Annotated in this window: 18 protein-coding genes, 1 tRNA gene and 1 pseudogene; 6 read left to right on the forward strand and 14 right to left on the reverse strand. The window is 50.0% G+C overall.

The genetic code is table 11. The features are described 5' to 3' along the window. Nucleotides 1-83: 83 nt before the first annotated feature. Nucleotides 84-2,423: a hypothetical protein gene (locus FPE01S_RS08995; RefSeq protein ID WP_046368365.1), complete on the forward strand. Its 2,340-nt coding sequence runs from the start codon at nucleotides 84-86 to the stop codon at nucleotides 2,421-2,423. A gap of 29 nt (nucleotides 2,424-2,452) precedes the next feature. Here FPE01S_RS08995 and FPE01S_RS09000 read toward each other — a convergent pair whose 3' ends face one another. Then, nucleotides 2,453-3,199 (reverse strand): hypothetical protein, encoded by a 747-nt coding sequence (locus FPE01S_RS09000; protein WP_052955635.1) that lies wholly within the window; start codon nucleotides 3,197-3,199, stop codon nucleotides 2,453-2,455. A 414-nt stretch (nucleotides 3,200-3,613) separates the two neighbouring features. On the opposite strand from FPE01S_RS09000, the gene FPE01S_RS09005 reads away from it, so the two are divergent. Beyond that, complete coding sequence (locus tag FPE01S_RS09005; protein ID WP_046368366.1) at nucleotides 3,614-3,940, forward strand: LytTR family DNA-binding domain-containing protein; 327 nt, start codon at nucleotides 3,614-3,616, stop codon at nucleotides 3,938-3,940. Nucleotides 3,941-3,982: 42 nt separating this feature from the next. Here the strand turns inward: FPE01S_RS09005 and FPE01S_RS09010 are convergent, their stop codons facing one another. Further along, nucleotides 3,983-4,402: a MarR family winged helix-turn-helix transcriptional regulator gene (locus FPE01S_RS09010; protein ID WP_052955636.1), complete on the reverse strand. Its 420-nt coding sequence runs from the start codon at nucleotides 4,400-4,402 to the stop codon at nucleotides 3,983-3,985. A gap of 84 nt (nucleotides 4,403-4,486) precedes the next feature. Between FPE01S_RS09010 and FPE01S_RS09015 the strand changes: the two genes are divergently transcribed. Beyond that, the gene (locus FPE01S_RS09015) at nucleotides 4,487-4,966 is read left to right on the forward strand and encodes a quercetin 2,3-dioxygenase (RefSeq protein ID WP_052955637.1); all 480 of its coding nucleotides are present in this window, start codon (nucleotides 4,487-4,489) and stop codon (nucleotides 4,964-4,966) included. Nucleotides 4,967-5,303: 337 nt separating this feature from the next. On the opposite strand, the gene FPE01S_RS09020 is transcribed toward FPE01S_RS09015, so the two are convergent. From FPE01S_RS09020 to FPE01S_RS09060, 9 genes are all read right to left on the reverse strand, one after another. Beyond that, a complete protein-coding gene (locus tag FPE01S_RS09020) occupies nucleotides 5,304-5,726 on the reverse strand; it encodes a VOC family protein (RefSeq protein ID WP_046368837.1) in 423 nt (140 codons plus the stop codon). A gap of 31 nt (nucleotides 5,727-5,757) precedes the next feature. Beyond that, nucleotides 5,758-5,967, reverse strand: a complete 210-nt coding sequence (locus tag FPE01S_RS09025; protein ID WP_046368367.1) for a hypothetical protein — start codon at nucleotides 5,965-5,967, stop codon at nucleotides 5,758-5,760. Then, nucleotides 5,964-6,461, reverse strand: coding sequence for an SRPBCC family protein (locus FPE01S_RS09030; RefSeq protein WP_046368368.1), 498 nt, complete (start codon nucleotides 6,459-6,461; stop codon nucleotides 5,964-5,966). The genes FPE01S_RS09025 and FPE01S_RS09030 overlap by 4 nt, the downstream gene beginning before the upstream one ends. After that, the gene (locus tag FPE01S_RS09035; protein ID WP_046368369.1) at nucleotides 6,458-6,775 is read right to left on the reverse strand and encodes an ArsR/SmtB family transcription factor; all 318 of its coding nucleotides are present in this window, start codon (nucleotides 6,773-6,775) and stop codon (nucleotides 6,458-6,460) included. The genes FPE01S_RS09030 and FPE01S_RS09035 overlap by 4 nt, the downstream gene beginning before the upstream one ends. A 136-nt stretch (nucleotides 6,776-6,911) precedes the next feature. Beyond that, a complete protein-coding gene (locus FPE01S_RS09040; protein ID WP_046368370.1) occupies nucleotides 6,912-7,451 on the reverse strand; it encodes an ORF6N domain-containing protein in 540 nt (179 codons plus the stop codon). A gap of 84 nt (nucleotides 7,452-7,535) precedes the next feature. Further along, the gene (locus FPE01S_RS09045) at nucleotides 7,536-8,525 is read right to left on the reverse strand and encodes a HupE/UreJ family protein (RefSeq protein WP_046368371.1); all 990 of its coding nucleotides are present in this window, start codon (nucleotides 8,523-8,525) and stop codon (nucleotides 7,536-7,538) included. Then, entirely contained in the window at nucleotides 8,522-9,367 is an 846-nt protein-coding gene (locus FPE01S_RS09050) for a peptidylprolyl isomerase (protein ID WP_046368372.1), read from the reverse strand. The genes FPE01S_RS09045 and FPE01S_RS09050 overlap by 4 nt, the downstream gene beginning before the upstream one ends. 18 nt (nucleotides 9,368-9,385) lie before the next feature. Then, a complete protein-coding gene (locus FPE01S_RS09055; RefSeq protein ID WP_052955638.1) occupies nucleotides 9,386-11,263 on the reverse strand; it encodes a DUF3604 domain-containing protein in 1,878 nt (625 codons plus the stop codon). A 55-nt stretch (nucleotides 11,264-11,318) separates the two neighbouring features. Further along, nucleotides 11,319-13,736, reverse strand: coding sequence for an ABC transporter permease (locus FPE01S_RS09060; RefSeq protein ID WP_046368373.1), 2,418 nt, complete (start codon nucleotides 13,734-13,736; stop codon nucleotides 11,319-11,321). Between the two features lie 230 nt (nucleotides 13,737-13,966). Here FPE01S_RS09060 and FPE01S_RS09065 point away from each other — a divergent pair, with 230 nt between their 5' ends. Both FPE01S_RS09065 and FPE01S_RS09070 read left to right on the forward strand, forming a co-directional pair. Then, nucleotides 13,967-14,287: a hypothetical protein gene (locus tag FPE01S_RS09065; protein WP_046368374.1), complete on the forward strand. Its 321-nt coding sequence runs from the start codon at nucleotides 13,967-13,969 to the stop codon at nucleotides 14,285-14,287. A 39-nt stretch (nucleotides 14,288-14,326) separates the two neighbouring features. Beyond that, a complete protein-coding gene (locus FPE01S_RS09070; RefSeq protein ID WP_046368375.1) occupies nucleotides 14,327-15,187 on the forward strand; it encodes a sigma-70 family RNA polymerase sigma factor in 861 nt (286 codons plus the stop codon). 153 nt (nucleotides 15,188-15,340) lie between these two features. On the opposite strand, the gene FPE01S_RS09075 is transcribed toward FPE01S_RS09070, so the two are convergent. Then, a tRNA-Asn gene (locus FPE01S_RS09075) sits at nucleotides 15,341-15,414 on the reverse strand. Nucleotides 15,415-15,659: 245 nt separating this feature from the next. Here FPE01S_RS09075 and FPE01S_RS25420 point away from each other — a divergent pair. Then, a complete protein-coding gene (locus FPE01S_RS25420; protein ID WP_046368376.1) occupies nucleotides 15,660-17,156 on the forward strand; it encodes an arylsulfatase in 1,497 nt (498 codons plus the stop codon). A 1,254-nt stretch (nucleotides 17,157-18,410) separates the two neighbouring features. Here FPE01S_RS25420 and FPE01S_RS26235 read toward each other — a convergent pair. Together FPE01S_RS26235 and FPE01S_RS09090 are read right to left on the reverse strand one after the other, a co-directional pair. Further along, nucleotides 18,411-19,031 (reverse strand): annotated as a pseudogene (locus tag FPE01S_RS26235) (ArnT family glycosyltransferase); the annotation flags it as partial. After that, nucleotides 18,965-19,582 carry a phosphatase PAP2 family protein gene (locus FPE01S_RS09090; protein WP_052955642.1) on the reverse strand — a complete coding sequence of 206 codons (618 nt, stop codon included), beginning with the start codon at nucleotides 19,580-19,582 and terminating at the stop codon, nucleotides 18,965-18,967. The gene FPE01S_RS09090 and the pseudogene FPE01S_RS26235, both read right to left, overlap by 67 nt. Nucleotides 19,583-19,607 lie beyond the last annotated feature (25 nt).

Raw genomic sequence — 19,607 nt, forward strand, 5'->3', positions numbered from 1 at the left:
AATGGATAAAATCAAGGAACCTGTTCGGGCAAGTGCAAATCAGCGCCGGACTTAACTTTGAGTTACAAAATCGCTTGCCGAAGATGAAATACCTGCTGCTCCTGCTTGCTGCCGCCTTTTCCGGCCACTGTGTTCTTGCCCAACAGATCAAAACCGACAATTTCACCGTCACTTTCAATGAGAAAGGCGGCATATCCTCGCTCCTGCTAAAAGGCAATGCTACTGACTACGCCGTACCCGGCAATGGCGGCTATTTACTGCAGCTGGTGGACAGCCTCACACCGGTTCCGCCCACAGGTGTTTCTGTCAACAAAAACACGATCACGTTGACCTACCCCGGCAACAGGAAGGCTGTGGTAAAGCTTACCGCGAAGAAAAGCTACCTGCGCTTTGACCTGGCAGACATCAGCGAAAATGTTGATGCCATTACCTGGGGTCCGTTCAACAGCAGCATCAGCGATACAATCGGATCCTATATCGGCGTGGTTCGTAATAAGGACATCGCCTTCGGCATACAGGGACTGAATACCAAAACATCCGGCGGAGAACTGATCAACCAGGAAGGTGCCATCTTTGAAAGAGGCACCACGGCAGTTGCCAAACCATTTGGTTCTTCCCTGCAGGCCTTTACGGTAAACCGGTTACATGACCGTGTCATCAAAGTGTGGGACCGCTGGCCCGCAGTTCCCGTGAAAGGGATTCCCGAAGGCGGACTCAAAGGTTCTGCAATTGCCCTCTTTGTCTGTCCACCGGCAATGGCCATGACCCTGCTGCACGATATCACCAAAAACGAAGGCATGCCCTATGACCGCTGGAAGAATGAATGGGTGAAGACCTCTCCCGAAAGCGGCCGGCCGTACATGATCACGAATTTCAACGTGAACAATATCGATACCTTCATCAACTATGCCCTGCGCATGGGCATGGCCGGGATCTATCATGAAGACCCCTTCGAAACCTGGGGTCACTTCGTGCTCAAGTCTTCCACTTTTCCGAATGGTATAAAGGATTTCAAAACCTGCGTGGACAAAGCCCACGCGAAGGGCCTGCGGCTGGGCTTTCATACCCTGACCACTTTCCTCACCACCAATGATGCCTATGTAACACCCGTGCCCGATCCGGGACTGGCGAAGGCCGGTACTGATAAGATCACAGCGTCCATCGATGCGGCCGCAACGGAGATTCCTGTTGCGACCAGCACTTACTTCACCATGCGGAGCGACCTGAACTGTGTGCAGATCGGCGATGAGCTGATTCGCTTTATGCAGGTGAGTAAAGAAGCACCGTATAAACTGACGGGTTGTGTACGCGGGGCATTCGGTACAAAAGCAGCGGCGCATGCTTCAGGCGTTGCCATCAGCCGCCTGGTGGATCATGGCTATAAAGTGTTGTTCCCCGACTGGAATCTCCAGAAAAAAGTGGCAGCAAATATCGCGCAGTTCATCAACCAGACTGGCGCGGACCAGATGGATTTTGACGGGCATGAAGGCACTTATGCCAATGGCATGGGTGATCTGAGTTTCAATGATTTTGCGGAGACCGTATTTAAGCTGGCCGATCACCCCGTGGTGTTTGGGTCAAGCCGGTCCAATCATTATTTCTGGCGCATTAACAATTACCTGAACTGGGGCGAGCCATGGTATGGCGCTTTCCGGGAGAGCCAGTCAGATCTCCGGATCCAGAACCAGAAATATCACGAGGAGAATTACATGCCGAATATGCTGGGCTGGTTCCTGATCACGGCGCAGACCAACCCGGATGATATCGACTGGATGCTGGCGCGCGCTGCGGGGTACAATGCAGGCTATGCGCTGGTGGTTCGCCGCGAGGCCCTCGCAAATCCCCGCATGGAAGAGATCATCACCCTGATCAATAACTGGACAGACGCACAGCGGTCGGGAAGGTTCACCACGGAGCAGAAGAACTGGATGCGGAATCCGGCCAATGAAGCGAGGCTGACCAGTTCCGGCAAAGACCTTTTCCTGAACCGCTACAGCACCTTCAAATTCGAATACCAGGCGAAGCGCCTGCAACCCGGCGAGCCGAATACGGCGCGGTATAATTTCACATCCGGCAGCAGTGCCCAGCCGCAGCAGCCGCAACTCGTATTGCTGGCCAAAGGCGAATCCGGCAGCATTGTAAACCCCGTGATCGAACTCGACAATGCCTTCCACCTGGAGATTCCCGTAACCCTTGAAGCGGGACAAACGCTGGTGATCCACGGCAAGGAAGCTGTTGCAGCATTGTACAATGCCAGGGGGCAGTTCGTAAAGAATATTGCCATCAGTCAGCCGTTGCCACCGCTAAGCGCCGGCGCCCACGAACTGGCTTTCGAAGCCACCATGGATCCGGATCAACCGGTAAAAGCGCTGATCACTGTTAGCCTGTTGGACAAGACAGAAAAGCTACCTGCCGGAAAATAGTTCTGTCAGAATCCGGACTGCGGCTTTTATTAACAGCGAAGCGGTGTAAGCCTTGCAGCTTTGAATAACAGGCCTTGCATTTCGATGTCCACATTACAGTTGGCGCAGCTGGAGTCAGGCCGCACAGCTTCACTCCGCCTGACTTCTGATGTTTTTGCGGGCGCCTGCGATATACTTCCCTGCGGTTCAACGATTTTAGCCTTTTCAGGTGCCTTAACAATGGTTACCGAAAGCGTCCCTTCATTGTTGGGAATGTCCATGGCATAGGCAGTCACTTTCGTGCCCGCCAGGTCCTGGTTGTCTGCCTTTGCCGTATAGGTCCACACCAGGCCGCTGGGTTGCACCGCGGCGTCACCGCGTTCTACCAATACGCCGCCGGATGACCAGATGTCCACCTGCACGTAGGCGACATGGAAGTCATCCTGGGCGCGGATCTCGATGGTGTCACCGGGTCGGCCCGCATAGCCGTTCACGTTGATGTCCGTTACCTCCGGCGCCGTCAGGAAATCCTGCAGTGCACGGCTGCAAACGTTCTGCCGGGGTGCTCGTTTCCGGTAATACGCATCTTTCATATCGGCGTCCTGGTTCATCCTGACGCCATATGCCATGCCCTGTTTAAACTTGTTGTTCTGCACTGCCATGGCGCGGGTGGGCTTGGTTTTCCGCTTCCCGGGTGCTTTCTGAACGATCATTTTTCCTTCCCAGTTGCGGAACACGAGCTCATGTCCGATCATTCCGCTGAGCATACTGGCAAGAAGCCCTGTAGCTGTTGCCATAGGATAGTGATTTTAATATTTAACGCCTGCAATAGCGCAGGTCAGGGGATAGCAACAAACGGGATACCGGATTTGCCGGAATTTCAGTGAAACCTAACGGGCTTCTCCGGAAAATCTAATGGGCTTCTCTAAAAAATCTCATGAAAGCCGTTTTTACCGGAATGATACTGGAATGAAACTCCAATGAATCTTCAATACCAGGGGAAAACCTGTCCGGAATCCACGAACGAATTGACCAGGAATCGCGGTTGCATTAAGGTTGAATCGACATTGAACATAGGGTGAACCGGGGATGAACAGGCCGGGAAGCGGGGTAGTATGAGGCATGCCCACGCTTCCGGCGGTCCGGACCAGGGCTAGAAAAAAAGAAAAAATTGCTATTTTAAGCTATCAGTAAACCTTAAACTATGGAAAATGACCGTCAATAGACTCATCTATTTCTGGGTGGACAGAGAACTCATCGGTGTGGACCCTGCACATATTATAGTGCTCCAGGCAGATAAAGCTTATACGATAGTGCATTTAATCAGTAATACCTCCTTTCAGGCCAATGGCACGCTGAACACCGTTCTGAATAAACTTCCCCCAGACGTCTTTATCCGTGTTCACCGTTCCTTCGCAGTTGCGCTTCCCTACATTCTTAAAGTCAATAAGAAATTCGTAACCATGGGCAAAACGGATATCGCCGTAGGAGCGCAATACTATCCGGATCTTGTGAGTAAGCTAGCGATCATTGTCTGACTAACTGACCGGCCTCATCGTTTCACTGAAGTTCAACAGTGGTCACCCTTCACATAACGTCGCGAGCAGCTGCCGCAACACGCTATAGTCTTTTTCGCCGAGACTGTCTTTCCACCGCTCTTCAAATTTATAGTTGATCTGCTGGCCAATCGCTTTTACCTTCTTTCCTTTTGCCGTCAGCACCAGGATCCAGGCCCGTTTGTCATTGGGATCGGGCAACTTTTTTACATAACCACCGGTTTCCAGCTGGGCAACCAGTACACTCATACTCTGCTTGGTGATCCTGGCTTTGGCGGCCAGGTCAGTGATGCGGCTGCCTTCTTCCCCGGTATTGTAAAAAATCCAGCCATGAGAAGGGGATATGTCTTCATACCCATTCTCCTTTAACTGTGATTCCATATTGTACCGGAGCTCATCCCATAAAATGCGCAGGTAAACTCCGGTATTGATATAGGCAGCCATAAAAAATAATTGAAATATTATTTGGCGAAGATAGTCAGTTTATCTTACCTTTATGGTCAGTAAAACTGACTAAATAGAAATTATATGAAACCGAGTCCTTTTCTCAGCAACGGCACCCCCGAAAATTCAAGGGCCATCCCAGGTGCCCTCTTCCATTTCCTGGCTACTGGTGAACAAACAGACGGCCAGTTCTCCCTCATGTATATTGAAGTGCATAAAGGCAATGAGCCTCCGCCCCATACCCATAAAAATGAAGATGAATGCTATTATATCATCGAGGGACAGATCCGCTTCTGGATCGGTAATGAAGTCTTCGACGCCAAAGCCGGGGATTTTGTCAACCTCCCGAAAAACGTCCCCCACCGCTTTGAATTGCAGTCGGATTATGTAAAGGAATTGATGTGGATCACCCCGGCCGGACTGGAAAAGTGGTTCTGGGACAATAGTGCCCCTTCCCCGGAGATGAAAGCACTCCCCGTCATGACGGAGCCGCCGCCGGCTGAACTGATCGCCCACTTTGTGCAATCCTTATCGGAATATGGTGTTGAAATGGTAAAGCCCTGACCGATGAAAATCATACTCGCGATAGCCTGCTTCATTATAGTGCTGGTATTTTTCACCTGTTACAAGGGCATACCTTAATTACTAATGGCAAACCAGTAGAAGTACGAGCCGCAACAAGGCGAAAATACCCCCCGCATCCGTTCTAAATGCCCTTTCACAGGTATCAATATTTGTGCAATTTGCAACTGATACCGGCATCCGCCGAGTAGAATCGGCAAAGAATTCCCACAACAGATCATGATATTCTGACAGGGACGGTTGGAATCATTAAATAGCCTGCGGTTAAAGATCCGCGGGCTTCTCGTTGGTACTGTTATCGTGGTTTCGCGGATCTATATCAGGCTTCATAGGCCACCATCCACTCGACGCCATATTTGTCTGTAAACATGCCAAAGTAGGCGCCGAATGGTCCGTCTGCTATGGGCATTTCCACTTTACCTCCTGCTGAAAGTCCGTGGAAGAGTTTGTCCGCCTCTTCACGGCTGTCGGCATTGATCGAGATGGTATTCCGGTTATCGTTTTCCGTTACTTTTCCCATCATCTCCATCACATCGCTGCCCATCAGGGAACTGTTTCCTGCAATAGGCAGTACGATATGCATTACCCGGTTGGCATCGTTTTCAGGTACCTGGTACCCGGGGCCGGTCAGGTCTTTGTAACGCATGAGCCTCGTGAATTCGCCTCCAAATATGGATTTGTAGAAGGTAAATGCATCCTCTGCATTTCCGTTGAAATGGATGTAAGGATTGAGCTGTGCCATGGTATTTGTTTTTTTGGTGTTCAGGTGATTATTATTCCAGTTCTTCACATACGAACAGGTGATCCTGCAAGAGGCCGGTGATTTCCGTAACGATATCTTCATCACTATCAATCCGCAGGATCCTGTCACAATCCTGCAGATCGAAGTTCCATTTCTCACCCGGTAACAGTTGATTGATTGCAGGCCTGAGTTGCTTCACCTGGTTTTTTGTTCTGACGGAAGTTTTAAAAATGTAAATCATTTTGCGGATAATTTCGCCAGCAGCTCTTCCAGGTTTTTCAGGGTCATCGTGAATCCTGCACGGAAGCCATCCATCAGGCGTTCCATACGTTCGAAGGATTCATTGTAGATCCTGATGAATACCGTGGTGATGCCGTCTTTTTCGCTGAAGTTGTAATCCCATTCCGAACCTGGTAATTCCGGGTTCTCATGTTCGTCAGCGAAAGCGTTGTGCATTTTGAAATTGGACTTCGGCGTGATGGAAGTGTATTGCTGGATGGCCCACTTTTCCATGCCATCCGGGCCGATCATGGCATAGAATCTTTTACCACCCACTACAAAGTTCATATACTTTGTCCGGGCTTTCATTGGTGCCGGTGCCATCCACTGGTCCAGGAGTTCCTGTTTGGTGAAAGCGTCCCATACGAGCGACAGCTCAGCGTCGAATTCCCTGGTGATACTTACCGTCTGGGCAGCTTTGTCAACGGTAAAGTCGAATAACAGTTCGTTTGTCATTTTTTCTTTTTTAGTGTTGATAAAATATTGTCGAGTGTATTGAACCGGCTTTCCCAGATCTTCCGGTACTGGTCCAGCCATTTGTCTATTTCCTTCATTTTTTCAATTTGAAGTGAATAATAAATTTCCCTGCCCTGGTATTCCTGTTTCACCAGGTCACATTCGGTCAGGATGCGCAGGTGCTTCGATACCGCCTGCCGGGTGGTGTTGAAATTCTCGGCAATGGCATTAGGGGTCATTGCCTGTAGTGCGATCAGGGCGATGATCGCCCGCCTGGTGGGATCTGCGATTCCCTGGAATACATCTCTCCGCATAAGGTTTTGCTTTATTAAGAAACCGTTCGGTTGCAAATATACATGCAACTATTCGGTTTCGCAAATTTCAGGGTGTTTATTTAAGGGGGCAGGCGCGACAATGATGGGGTGTAAAATTGACGCTTGTATTCCGCATTCAGTTTTTAAAACCTATCCTTTCCCGCTGCTCCCAGCTGCGTTGGGAAACTTTTTCGTCCAATAGGTTTTCCAGTCCATCGTATAGTCCATTAAGTTGAACGTCATGTTCAGCAAGCCTCTCCTTAATCTGCTTAAATTGCTCAGTTACATCATTTTCTCTTATGACAATCCGTTTTATTTCAACAAAAGCCCTCATGATGGCGATGTTCATAGCGATGGCATGATCGCTCTTGAGTACGCCACTTAACATAGCAATTCCCTGCTCTGTGAAGGCAAACGGGAGGTATTTAAGGTTGTACCCTCTTCCTGATTTCAAGGTCACAATTTGTGACCTTGAAGATTCTTTGATAAGGGATTCATATTCTTCCCATTTAATCTGAAACATGAAATCAGGCGGAAAGCGTTTGGCATTTCTTTTTACTGCCTGATTAAATACTTTTGTTTCCACTCCATAAATAATGGCAATATCCCGGTCAAGCATTACACGCTCACCTCTTATTGTATAAATGTGGTTTTGGATATTTTGAATGACTTCCATGTAGTTACCATAATCGCTGAAAATTAGTGCGTTAACGTGATGGAAATTACTGTTTAAAAGAAACAGGGTGTAAAAACGGTGCGTTTACCCCAATAGTGCCATTACCCTTTCCACAAACCAATACATCGCAAGGGTGCCGATAAAGTAGCCGGGAATTTCGTTTACCCAGGCTGGTAAGGACAGCTGTAACCGTCTGACACCAGCGAGAATCAGGAGCATGACTGCCACAAAGGCCAGTTGCCCGATCTCTACGCCAACGTTGAACAGCAATAGTGCCAGGGGAATATTGTTTTCGGGCAGCCCTACCTCACTGAGTGCGCCGGCAAAACCCAACCCGTGCAACAAGCCAAAGAGGAAAGAAACCAGCCAAGGATAACGATAGGTAAGGCCATCATTGCCATTGTAATGGTTCACCAGTTCCACCGCTAAAAAGGCAATGCTCAGGGCAATGGCGGCTTCTGTAAAGGATGGCGATATGGTGATGATATGCAGTGTGGCCAGGGCCAGTGTGATACTGTGCGCGATGGTAAAGGCTGTGATGGTCCACACCAGCCGGGAAGTTTTTTTCACCAGCAACAACAGGCCAAATACAAAGAGCAGGTGATCAAAGCCGCTCCATATATGGTAAATGCCCAACTGGATGTATTGCCAGACCGGTGGTGCCTGTGGCCGCGACAGGTTCAGGGTTACATAGGGTTGCACCGGTTTGAGCAGAAAAGTGAAGGAGCCGTTAGTGGCCGTTGTTACCTGCACCAGGGCATCCGTAATCGTTCTTTCCAGCCCCCTGATACGGACGGACTGCTGATCCAGGCTGGCGTGGTCCGGAGGGATCTGCCAGCGTTTGATCAGGTAGGCTTCCGTATAGGAGTTTTCAGCCAGTGAATCATTCAGCCACCCGGCACTGATTTCGGGAAATAAGGGGACGCCAACTTCTCCCATTATGGGCTGCTTCCAGGTGATTTGCAGGGAGTGGTCTGCATTTTCCCTGATTTCGAGATAGGCCGGTCTTATCTCGTGTGCAGATGCAGCACCCGCTACCGTTAAAAGTGCTATGATTAAGATAAGGCGGTTCATTTCTCCTCCAGGTAGTTTCTTCTGATGATATATTTTTTGCTCAGTTGCTCGAAAGCCTGCCTGTTTTGCTTTTCTTTTTCTGCTTCCAGGTATTTTGTTTTCACCGCTTCTTTTACCGCCTCATAGGGCAGCAGGGTATGCTCATTACGATTTGAAATATACACCAGGTGCCATCCGTAGCCGGATTGAACGGGCCCCAGCCATGTGCCTGTTTTCCCTTTGAACAGGGAGTCAGCGATCGGCTTGTCGCCGAAATTGGATTTGATGTCAACCAGCGACTGATCCGTATAATCATATTGAAGCGGAAAGCGATCTCCCTTCTCCGGCGCGCGTTGTTTTCCGCTGGTGGTCAACTCCTGCAAAACAGTCAATGCCTGGCGCCTGACGATCGTGTCGGGCCGGTTATCCGAATTGAAGTAAATATGGGAAAAGGTGACCGTCGTTTCAGCACTGAACAGTTCGGGGTTGTTCTTGTAGAATGCCTGTAGCTGTTCCTCCGTCGGTGACGGTATTTCTTCCAGGTCCGATTGCAAAAATTCAAATTTCTGTGACAGCCTTCGCCTCACGATTTCATCATCTTTATCCAGTCCGAGTTTTTTGGCTTCGCGGTAAGTGATCTCTTCCCTGATATAGGCATTGATCAGGTCCTCCAGTTGTTGGTTGGTGGGAAGAACACCCAACTGGGTTTGGTATCCCGTTATCAGCGAGGCAACGCGTTCCCTGCTGATATCGATCTCGCGCGACGCGCTTTCCGTACGCGAACGGATGAAGGTTACGGATACATAGAGGATTACACCCAGTATAAAGAACTGGAACAGGGGTTCGGACAGTATTTTCTTCATGATGCTTTTCCGCGTAGTTTATTTGGAAGGCGTGTACCACACGGGACTAGTCCACGCTCTTTCCTGGATCGTGGTGGGAACCAGTTTGCTTACCGGCAACCCATGTTTTGCGGCCAGGTAGGTGCTCCACCGGGGTGTCGGGATTTCCAATACACGGGCATAGTAGGTGCTATAGGCCTGCGGATCAAAGTCAGTGTCTTCCCAGTAACCGATCAATTCGGCTGACCCGATATTTTCGGTATAGGTAGCTTTCGCCACATCCACGGTATTGCCGATGGCTGGCAGTTTGCCTTTTGCATCCACTTTCCGGTCACCACTCCAGACAACATTGTAGATCTTCTCCGTTGACTTGCCATTTTTGGTCGACACCTTGATGATCTGGATCCTGTCAAGATTCCCTGAATTGGGGTCCTTGAGCGCCTGTACCAGGAATTTCGGTTTGCCGGTACCGGCAGGAAGGTCAGCACCCATGGGCACACCACCGGCATAAGCCTGTTTCACCCAGTCACCCTGTTTCGTCATCTCCCCGTTATAATTCCAGCCGGCAAAAAGCCTCACTTTGATCCGGCCTCCGGAAGTCGCAAAACATTCCTTTCTTTTCAAAGCATCAAAGATGGCTTCCCGGGTATTGCTTTCTGCCCATACACCGGTGATGGAAGATGCTGACAGTTTAATAGGCGCTTCCCCGCCAATAGATGTTTTCTGGACAAGCAGTTCTTTGAAATTTTTGGCGAGATCATCCTGGGTGGCATGTGAACCGGGATAATTATTTTCTTCCGAAGTGGTAATGCCGGAATGATAATCTGTACCTCCTTCCACACCCATTTTGAACGGATTGGCGCCGAGTTTTTCCTGGAGTTCCTGACCTGTACCCCAGGCCTGCCGCACATAGCTGCCGGAACTGGTTTTTCCCCTGATGGTACTATTCAGCAGCGTTTCCATCACTTCATAGTTGGCGAATTCGTCGTTGGGACTTAAAGTGGGACTGGTTTCACTTTCGCCTTTACCCTGTGCCATTTCAGTAAGTGGTTCATTAGCCATTCTCCGAACGGCGTATTCTTTGGTGAGCGGTTTGCCGGAGAGGGTTTTCGTATCAAACATCAAACCGTTGCTCAGGTTGCTGTTGTGCGGAACAGCCAGCACATCGCTGCCGGCAGTACGGGCATTTTCCAGGTAGGTCCAGAGATTTTCGGGGTCGTTCGAATCAAAGGAAGAGAAAGGAAGTTCAGGTACCTTGTCTCCCTTAAAGATGACGCAACGGTGCAGGTTTTGAGAACCACCATTGGCAGCTGACGGCATGGAGGTCCATTCGTATCCGACAAACGTGGTGAACTTACCGGGCCGGTAATATTTAGCAGCCGCCAGCTGTAAAATATCCCACCCTTTGATGATCGCTTCTTTTTTATTTAAGGCCGTATCCGGGGTATTGGTTTTAACTCCGTGGATAAACTGGCCGAAGGTTTTTGCAATTGTATCCTGGTTGGTACTCGACCATTGCCGTTGCATGGCCGTTCCTGCCCAGAGCCCGTTGGGGTCTTTTACCTGGTCTACAACGCCGAGGTATTCCGAGTGGTCGGTCACTGCGAGGAAATCAAGTGGTGCGATACGTTTGACAGGGTTTCCGAGATAAGTTACCGTTTCCCCCAGGGCATATTTATAGGAATCTTCCGGCATCAGTGTTGACCCCATGATATTGGCGTCAGGGGATAACGCAGTGTGCAGGTGCAGGTCTCCGAAATAGCAGTTCTTTAACGGGTTGGTTTCAATCGCTGCCACTGCCGTATCTGCAGTTTTTGCGGCGGTTGAATCAGTGGCTGCAGTATTGTTACTGTTGTTTCCGCAGGCGGCTATGGCAAGGGTGCCGAGAATAATAAATCCGGACAGAAGAAGTCTCATAATATGGCGATTAATGTTGACGGGCCGGACTTAATGAATTTAAATAAAAAATCCCTTACTCCGTCTTCAGGCTTTTCACAGGATTGGAAATTGCCGCTTTGACAGCCTGCGAACCAATGGTAAACAGTGATATCGTCAGTGCGATGGCGGTGGCTGCAAGGAACACCCACCAGTCGATGGAGATCCGGTAGGTAAAGTCGTTCAGCCAGCGATGCATTGCCCACCAGCCAACCGGAAAGGCAAGGACGGAAGCAACGGCAACCAATACCAGAAATCGTTTTGAAATCATCACGGCGATCCTGAGGGGATTTGCCCCCAGCACTTTCCTGATCCCGATCTCTTTTTTTCTTTGTTCAACACTGAAGGCTGCGAGTCCAAACAGTCCCATACAGCCAACAAAAATGGCCATTGCTGCGAAGATCCAGAGCAGCTTACTTAGTTTTTCTTCATGCTGATACATTTTTCCATAACTGTCATCCATAAACTTATACTCCAGGGGATAACCCGGTGAAAATTCATTCCACAGGTTGCTGATAGAACCGATTGTAGTGCTGATATCTGCAGTTTTGAGTTTGGCTGCAACGGTATAGGTTTCCTGCGGATAGAGCTGAATGGCACAGGCAGTAATTTTTTCATGCAGGCTCTTGTAGTGGAAGTCCTGTACAACGCCGATCACCTTGCCTTTTTTGACAGGCTGCAATGTATCCGCGGGTGCCCATTCCTCCCAGCTAATCTGCCGGCCTAAAGCTTTTTCAGGCGTGCCGAATCCGAATTCCCTTACCGCCGTTTCATTAATCAGGAAAGCTTCTTTTACATCTGTCTGCATCTGCCTGGAAAAGTCTCTTCCCGCCACGATACGCAGCCCCAGGGTCTTAACATAGTGTTCATCCCCGATAAACACGTTCGACGCATATTCTTTGCCGTCAATTTTTACACCATCACCGGCAAACTGGTCACCCGGCAGGCCATAGCCTGAAGTAACCGAAACAATCCCGGCGGACTGTCTCAGTTTGGTTTTAAAGGTTTCCAGCAACCCGGCATTGCTTACCAGGCTATCCCGCACTTCAAAATAAAGTACCTGTTCCTTGTTAAAGCCGAGATCTTTATTGTTCAGGTACCTGGTCTGCCGGTATACGATAAGTGTTGAAACGATCAGCAAAACGGAAAGTGCAAACTGAACGACTACCAGGGTTTGCCGCAACCATACACCACCCGAACCGTTGCCCCCGCTCAAATTCTTGAAAGCCCGAATGGGCTGAAATCCGGAAAGCACCAACGCAGGATAGATGCCAGCAAGCAGGCCGGTAATTATTCCGGCCAGCAGGATAATCAGCGCAAGTACCGGATTATGGATGAGGTTAAAAGAAATTGCTTTTCCGGTGAACTGGTTGAGCAGGGGTATAATCACTGCTGTGGCAATAGCGGCGATGATCATAGACAGCAGGGAAAGCAGCATCGTTTCGCCGAGGAACTGAAAGATCAGCTGCCGGCGCCCTGCCCCGATAACTTTTCTTACACCGATCTCTTTTGCTCTCCTGATGGATCTTGCCGTTGCGAGATTGATAAAATTGAAACAGGCGATGACGAGTACAAAGATGGCGATGATGGTGAGGGCGTTGACATAGGTCTCGTTGCCACGGATGGCATTGTCATAAACAAAATCAGCAGACTGCAGGTGCACAGCTGCCAGCGGCTGAAAAAAAGGCAGGAAAGTGTTGCCCTGGCGGAGGGTCGGATAGATTTCCTTTTTGATATGCGCCTGGAAATGATGCTGCAGCTGATCAACGTTTGCTGCAGGGCTTAGTTTCACATAGGTGTAAAACTGTGTCCAGGTCCATGCCGCCATACGTTCTTTGGGGATGCCTGCTGCAGGGAGCGCCATGAGGTAGTGAAAGTCGAGATGGAAATGTTGAGGCAATTCAGCCAGAACGCCGGTTACCTGGAAATTGCTTTTGTCGATCAGTATCGTTTTGCCAACCGGGTTATCCCCGCCAAAATATTTCCGGGCAAGTGTAGTGGAAATAACCACCGCAGTGGGGGAGTTGAGTGCTGTAGCGGGGGCGCCGGCTGCAAAACTCAGCCGGAACACTTTAAAGAAGGAAGAGTCGGCAAAGCAGCCTTTCTCCTCATAATTCTTTTTATTGTCCACTTCCATAAGGAATTTGTCCTTGCTCATCAGGATCCTGGTGGCAGCTTCCACCTGCGGGTATTCTTGTTTCAGGAAAGTGGCGTAGGCGGGCGCTACCGGTGCCATATGGCTGGTGTTGCCATTTTGATTTTGCCAGTGGTTATAGATGCGGTAGACATTCGCATGATCGGGAATGTTCTTGTCAAATTGCCATTCATCCCATACAAACAGGCCGATAACAAAACAGCCCACCATGCCGATGGTCAGGCTGATCACATTAATGGCCGAAAAGCTCTTGTAGTTCAACAGCATTCTGAGTGCTGTTTTTATATAGCTCCTGATCATAGGTTGCTAACCTGGATTTTCGGGCAGGCTGATCAATTTTACAGTAAGAAATATGCCAGTAAATAAAGGTGTGATAGTCAATGTAAAAGAGGCGGTTGTGTGTACGAAAGTGTTCGGAAGTGATACAGCAGGTGTTCTTTTTTGGATTTTCCTGTCACGTTTTGATTTCCTGCCTTGTTATTCTATTACCAAACATTAAAAGCAGGTAAATCAACTAAAAAAATAACACAATGATCACCGTAAAAGTAAGTTACACCGTCGACCAGGCATTCGTTGAAGAGAACCAACATAACATCAGTGTTTTTATGGAGGACTTCAGGAAGGTTAGCAGCGCTGAATTTCGATATGACGTTTATTTATTGGAGGACGGGGTGACTTTTCTTCACCTGTCTCATTACCTGAATGAAAGTGTGCAAAAGCAGGTACTGGCTATTCCATCTTTTAAGGTTTTCCAGGAAAAGCGGGACGCAAGTGGCATTGGCAATTCCCATAAACTGGAGGTGATGAAGTTCGTGGGCACTACCGATGACTTATTTTTTTCTCAGCGTTAGGAGCTGCAAATTTGTCGTCCTTATTAATCTGAGGGATAGATGGAGATATTGAACAACTACCAGGGAAGACTTTTCCCTTATGCCTACAATATTTTGGGGTCTGCTGCTGATGCGATGGATGCTGTGCAGGATGTCATGATGAAGTATGTTGCTGTGCCCCGGTCTGAAATGGAAAATGAAACAGGATACCTGGTTAAAGGGGTCATCAACCAGTCGATCAATATCAGGAAAAGGAACAGGAGATCGGTGGGAGATGCAGTCTGGCTTCCGGAACCCATCGCTACGGAAAACGCGGACCAGGCAATCAACAGGAATGAAATAATATCGTATTCCATGATGGTTCTGCTGGAATATCTCGATCCCAAAGAACGGGCGGTGTTTATCTTAAAGGAGGCGTTTGATTATTCGCATGAGGAAATAGCAGCTATACTTTCTCTTTCAGTGGAGAACTCAAGGAAGGTCCTGAGCAGGGCGAAGCGTACACTGAAAGGCAGACGTGAAAATTTCAAACCGGCAGCGGGAAGTACAGAAGTGTTACAGCGTTATATTGAAACAATCCGGAATGGTGATACAGAAGCTTTGGAGAAAATTCTGGCTAAGGATATTGCGGTAAAAACGGATGGCGGTGCTATTAAGATTGTGGCTCCTGTTGTGACAGGGCAGCAAGCGGTGATTGATCTTTTAAGCTATGTGTATAAAACCTACCACCATTCGCTTTCTGTTAAAGTCCGGTTGGTAAATCACCAGCCAGCGTTGTTGTTTTTCAAAGAAGATCTTCTGGTCAATTGCCAGGTTTTTGATATTGAAGATGATTCAGTTAAGGGTATATATTCTATTGTTGACCCCGAAAAACTGAAAGACCGGTGGCATTTGTATTGCATGAGTCTTTTGGGACCTTAAGCATGCTGGAACAGGGACTATCAATTTCCTATCCAAATCGCATCAATATCCAGCCCCGGTATGGCACCGGGGCTTTTTTTATCATATTCCAACATCCCCTGGTAAACCAGGCTCGAAACATAAAAAAAGCGCTGAATCTTCAGCGCTTTTTTGCTCCCCCTGCTGGACTTGAACCAGCGACCCTCTGATTAACAGTCAGATGCTCTAACCAACTGAGCTAAGGAGGAATATGGTTTCCCTACCGGCGAAAAGCAAGCTGTCCGCGTTTGGGGAGTGCAAAAATAGGGATTTTCAGATTCCACCCAAGTCAATTTCCTGATTTTTTTGAAGTTGCTGCCAACGGATTCAAACGTTTTGTCATTTGTATTGATAAGCTTAGGAGGGTTTCACCTTCCTCCCGCGCGCAACCGTTTGTTTGTTAGCCGAATGCCCCGATTGCCTACATTTATCCACAACATCGATAATCGTTACCATGAGGAAGGCGCTGTATTTTTTGACACTATTCACCGGAGCCCAGTTGTGTGCTGCCATAGCGATGGCACAACAAAAGCCGAATATCATCTACATCTATGCCGACGATCTCGGTATCGGGGAGATCGGCCCATATGGTCAGAAAAAGATCAAAACGCCCAACCTCGACCGGTTGGCGAAAGAAGGTATGCGTTTTACACAGCACTACTCCGGTGCACCGGTCTGCGCGCCTTCCCGCTGCATGCTGATGACCGGTAAACACGGCGGACATTCCTACGTGCGCGGCAATTATGAAATGGGCGGCTTCCGCGATGAAACAGAAGGCGGACAAATGCCGCTGCCCTATGGGACCTTCACCATCGCCAAACTAATGAAACAGGCTGGCTATACCACCGGTGCTTCCGGCAAATGGGGCCTTGGTATTACTGGTTCTGCAGGCGCTCCCAACAAGCAGGGCTTCGACTATTTCTATGGTCTGCTCGACCAGAAGCAGGCGCACAATTTCTACCCCACCCACCTTTGGGAGAACGACCATAAAGACAGTCTCCGCAATCCTTTTATTGATGTTCACCGCAAAGTCGATTCAACCCATTTCACGCAGGCGGATTTCGATTATTATAAAGGGAAAGACTATGCGATCGATAAGATGACCGAACATGCCCTGGCCTTCCTCGATAAGAATAAATCCCGCCGCTTCTTCCTGTACGTACCGTTCACCCTGCCGCATTTGTCGCTCCAGGTGCCGGACGCATGGGTAGAAAAATACAAGGGCCAGTTCCCCGAAAGCCCTTACTATTCTACCGAAGGTTATGCAGCAGTGCAGTATCCGAAGTCCACCTACGCCGCCATGATCAGTTATCTTGATCAACAGGTGGGCATCCTGATGGAAAAGATCAAAGCAATGGGGCTGGACAACAATACCATTATCATGTTCTCGAGCGACAATGGTGCTACCTTCCTGAAACATCCGGGAACCGAATACTTCGACAGCCATATGGGGCTGCGTGGTTACAAGATGGACCTCTATGAAGGAGGCATCCGCGCACCATTCATCGTCCGCTGGCCAGGGAAAGTGAAAGCGGGAAGCGAATCCGCGCTGATCTCCGCGCAGTTCGATATGATGGCAACGCTCGCAGAACTTACCGGACAATCCCTTGCAACCGGCACTACAGACGGCATCTCCTTTCTTCCCGAATTACTGGGGCAACCAGGACGGCAGCAAAAACATGAGTACCTCTATTTTGAATATCCCGAAAATGGCGGACAGGTGGCCATTCGTTACGGCAACTGGAAAGGCGTGCGTACGGGACTGCTGAAAGATCCCAAAGCGCCCTGGCAGCTATTCGACCTGGGTACTGATCCCGCGGAGACCAGCAATGTGGCCGCGGCGCATCCTGACATCATTGCCCGTTTTGACCAGTGGCAGCGGGCTTCCCATGAACATCCCCAGATCCGCGAGTGGGAAATCATCGATCCCAAATTTGAACGGGGGAAATAATGGATAACCTGCCGGGCTGCAGGGGCTTCCTGCAACCGGTCCCTGCAACAGGCTCGGAGCCGTTACCCAGGCTACCATTCGTTCCTGCAGATATTTCGGCCTTTTGGATGGCAACAGGAAACCGATCTGCAGCCTCGATACGTGGAAATGGGCAAATCGCTGTACCACCTGAACCCGGCAGCGGCGATCCTGGAGGCTGTCGAAGGTCTCCGGCGAGCTGTACACCAGCATCGGGTTCAGGCGGGCCTTGACGATGAGCGAATCAAAATCATCGTACTCTACCGGGGCCTTGTGGTAAAAGTCAAGCGAATAAGATACCGGATCCAGGATGTGGATGGTTTCATCCGGCAGGTTCTGGTTCAGCCAGGCCGCTGCCTGTGTGCCGCTCTGGTAGCGGAGGAGCACCGGGTAGAAATACATGTTGAGGAAGCCATAGAGCGTGATGGCGGCCATATATGTGCCAAGTACCAGGCGGCCCAGGTTCCGGGGAAGGGCCAGGTCCGTCAGGCTGTTGTCGAGGTAACCGTAAAAACAAAGCCATACCAGCCAGGCACCCAGCAGGATCCAGCCGATCACCCACCAGTTTCCGTCTGCATGCATCAGGGACCATAATACCGCTGCCGCGAGCAGCATCACCACAATCACCACAACCTGTAAGCGGCGCAGGATGGCCCAGAGCCTGTTGCTGCCCCAATTACCTATAGAACCTGCCGCCCCGGGCTGCATCGCTTCCGCCAGCCATTGCGCCACCAGCAGGGCAAAAAACGGGAAAACGATATTCATATAATGGGGCAGCTGGAATTTCGACGCTGAAAACAGTACAAAACCTGCCAGTCCGACGCCCATGCAAAGTGTGTCAAGCCGGCGGCGGCGGCCAAACCACTGGCCGATGGCCACATACAGCCAGATTGACCAGGGGAGGAAAGCCCATAATAAAGTATGCGCGAAAAAGAACGGGTCGCCCTTGCCCTTGATGGGACCGTTATTCATGAAACGCCCGAACTGGCTGTCCCAGAAAAAGAAGCGAATACCGCTGACATCGGAACGGCCGAAGATGATCTTTTCCGGATGGGCATCAAACTGTTTCCAGAGACACCAGATTTCCGGGAAGATAAAAATGGCGGTCAGCACAGGAACTGCCCACCACCTCCGGCGCCGGATCTGCTGGATGATGCCCCACCATCCCCTGCCTGCGGCTGCGCCCCGAAGCCGGGAGGCATTTGGCTGGTCACTGCCCATGAACCAAAACACAAAAAAGCCCAGTCCGGCCAGCACAGCAATAAAAATGCCTTTGGTCATGATGGCCAGCGCCAGCCAGAAAGCACCCACCACCACCTGCCACCAGGCGTCTTTCATGGCCCGCCGGAAATGGTAAACGCACCCGATCAGCATACCGGTGAGGTAGGGCTCAGCCCTCACATCGTTGTTGGAGATCAGGAGATGCAGGGCGCTGAGGTAAATCAGCAGGGCAAGTTTGGCGATGGTACTGTTGTGAAATCGGTTACCATACCGCCAAACGTACCAGCCACCGATTGCCCAGAAGATCAGGGCGGGCAGCTTGTAAGCAAAACTGTTGATGCCGAAAACTGTAAAAGATGCTGCGGCAGCCCAGAACGGGAAATGTGGTTTGTCGAGCCAGTCGGCTCCCTCAGCATAGAGGTTAACCCAGTCGTTGCGCAGTACCATGGTTTTGGCGATGCTGGCATACAGGGCTCCATCCGGCTCCATGATCGTACTGCCGATCGCACATACGTTGACCAGCACCCCGAGGAAGAGGCAGAAGCGAAATATGGTAAAAGGTCGATCCATCAAAGGGGCGGGAGAGAAGTCTTGCCCGTAACGGGCTGCCGCCGGAGCTGTCTGTAATGCCACCATTCGAACAATTTGGCCATCCAGGTGCCGATCATCAGTCCCAGGAAGCCGCCTGCCAGTACATCCAGCGGGTAATGTTTGCCTACGTACACCTGGGCATAACTGATCCCGAAAGCCCAGGCGAACAGCCACCACCACTTCTGTCCCTTAATAATAAAGATCGACCAATACCAGAAACATGCCAAGGCGAAGTGATTGGCCGCATGGGAGCTCGGAAATCCATATTGACCACCACAGCCGACCAGGCTCCGGGCCAGTTCGGCGAGGTCATCGGCATAACAGGGCCGGGGTCTCTCAATGAGTGGTTTAAAGATCGAAGCACTGCTGTAATCAGCCAGTCCGAACGCCATTACCGTGCACACGATGAACATGGCTGCCGTTTTCCAGTGGGCGTTCCTGGCAACCCAGATCAACATAAAAGCATACAGGGGGATCCAGACGGCGGGGGTGCGCAGCGCCATCATCAAATGATCCATGATGCCGGTAGCACCGGTCTCCTGTATGAAAAGGAAGATTTCGCGGTCGGCTTCGAGCAGCCATTTCAGTATATCCATAATCGGTATCCGTAATCGGTTGGCT

The sequence above is a fragment of the Flavihumibacter petaseus NBRC 106054 genome (genome assembly GCF_000974785.1).
Lineage (GTDB): Bacteria > Bacteroidota > Bacteroidia > Chitinophagales > Chitinophagaceae > Flavihumibacter > Flavihumibacter petaseus.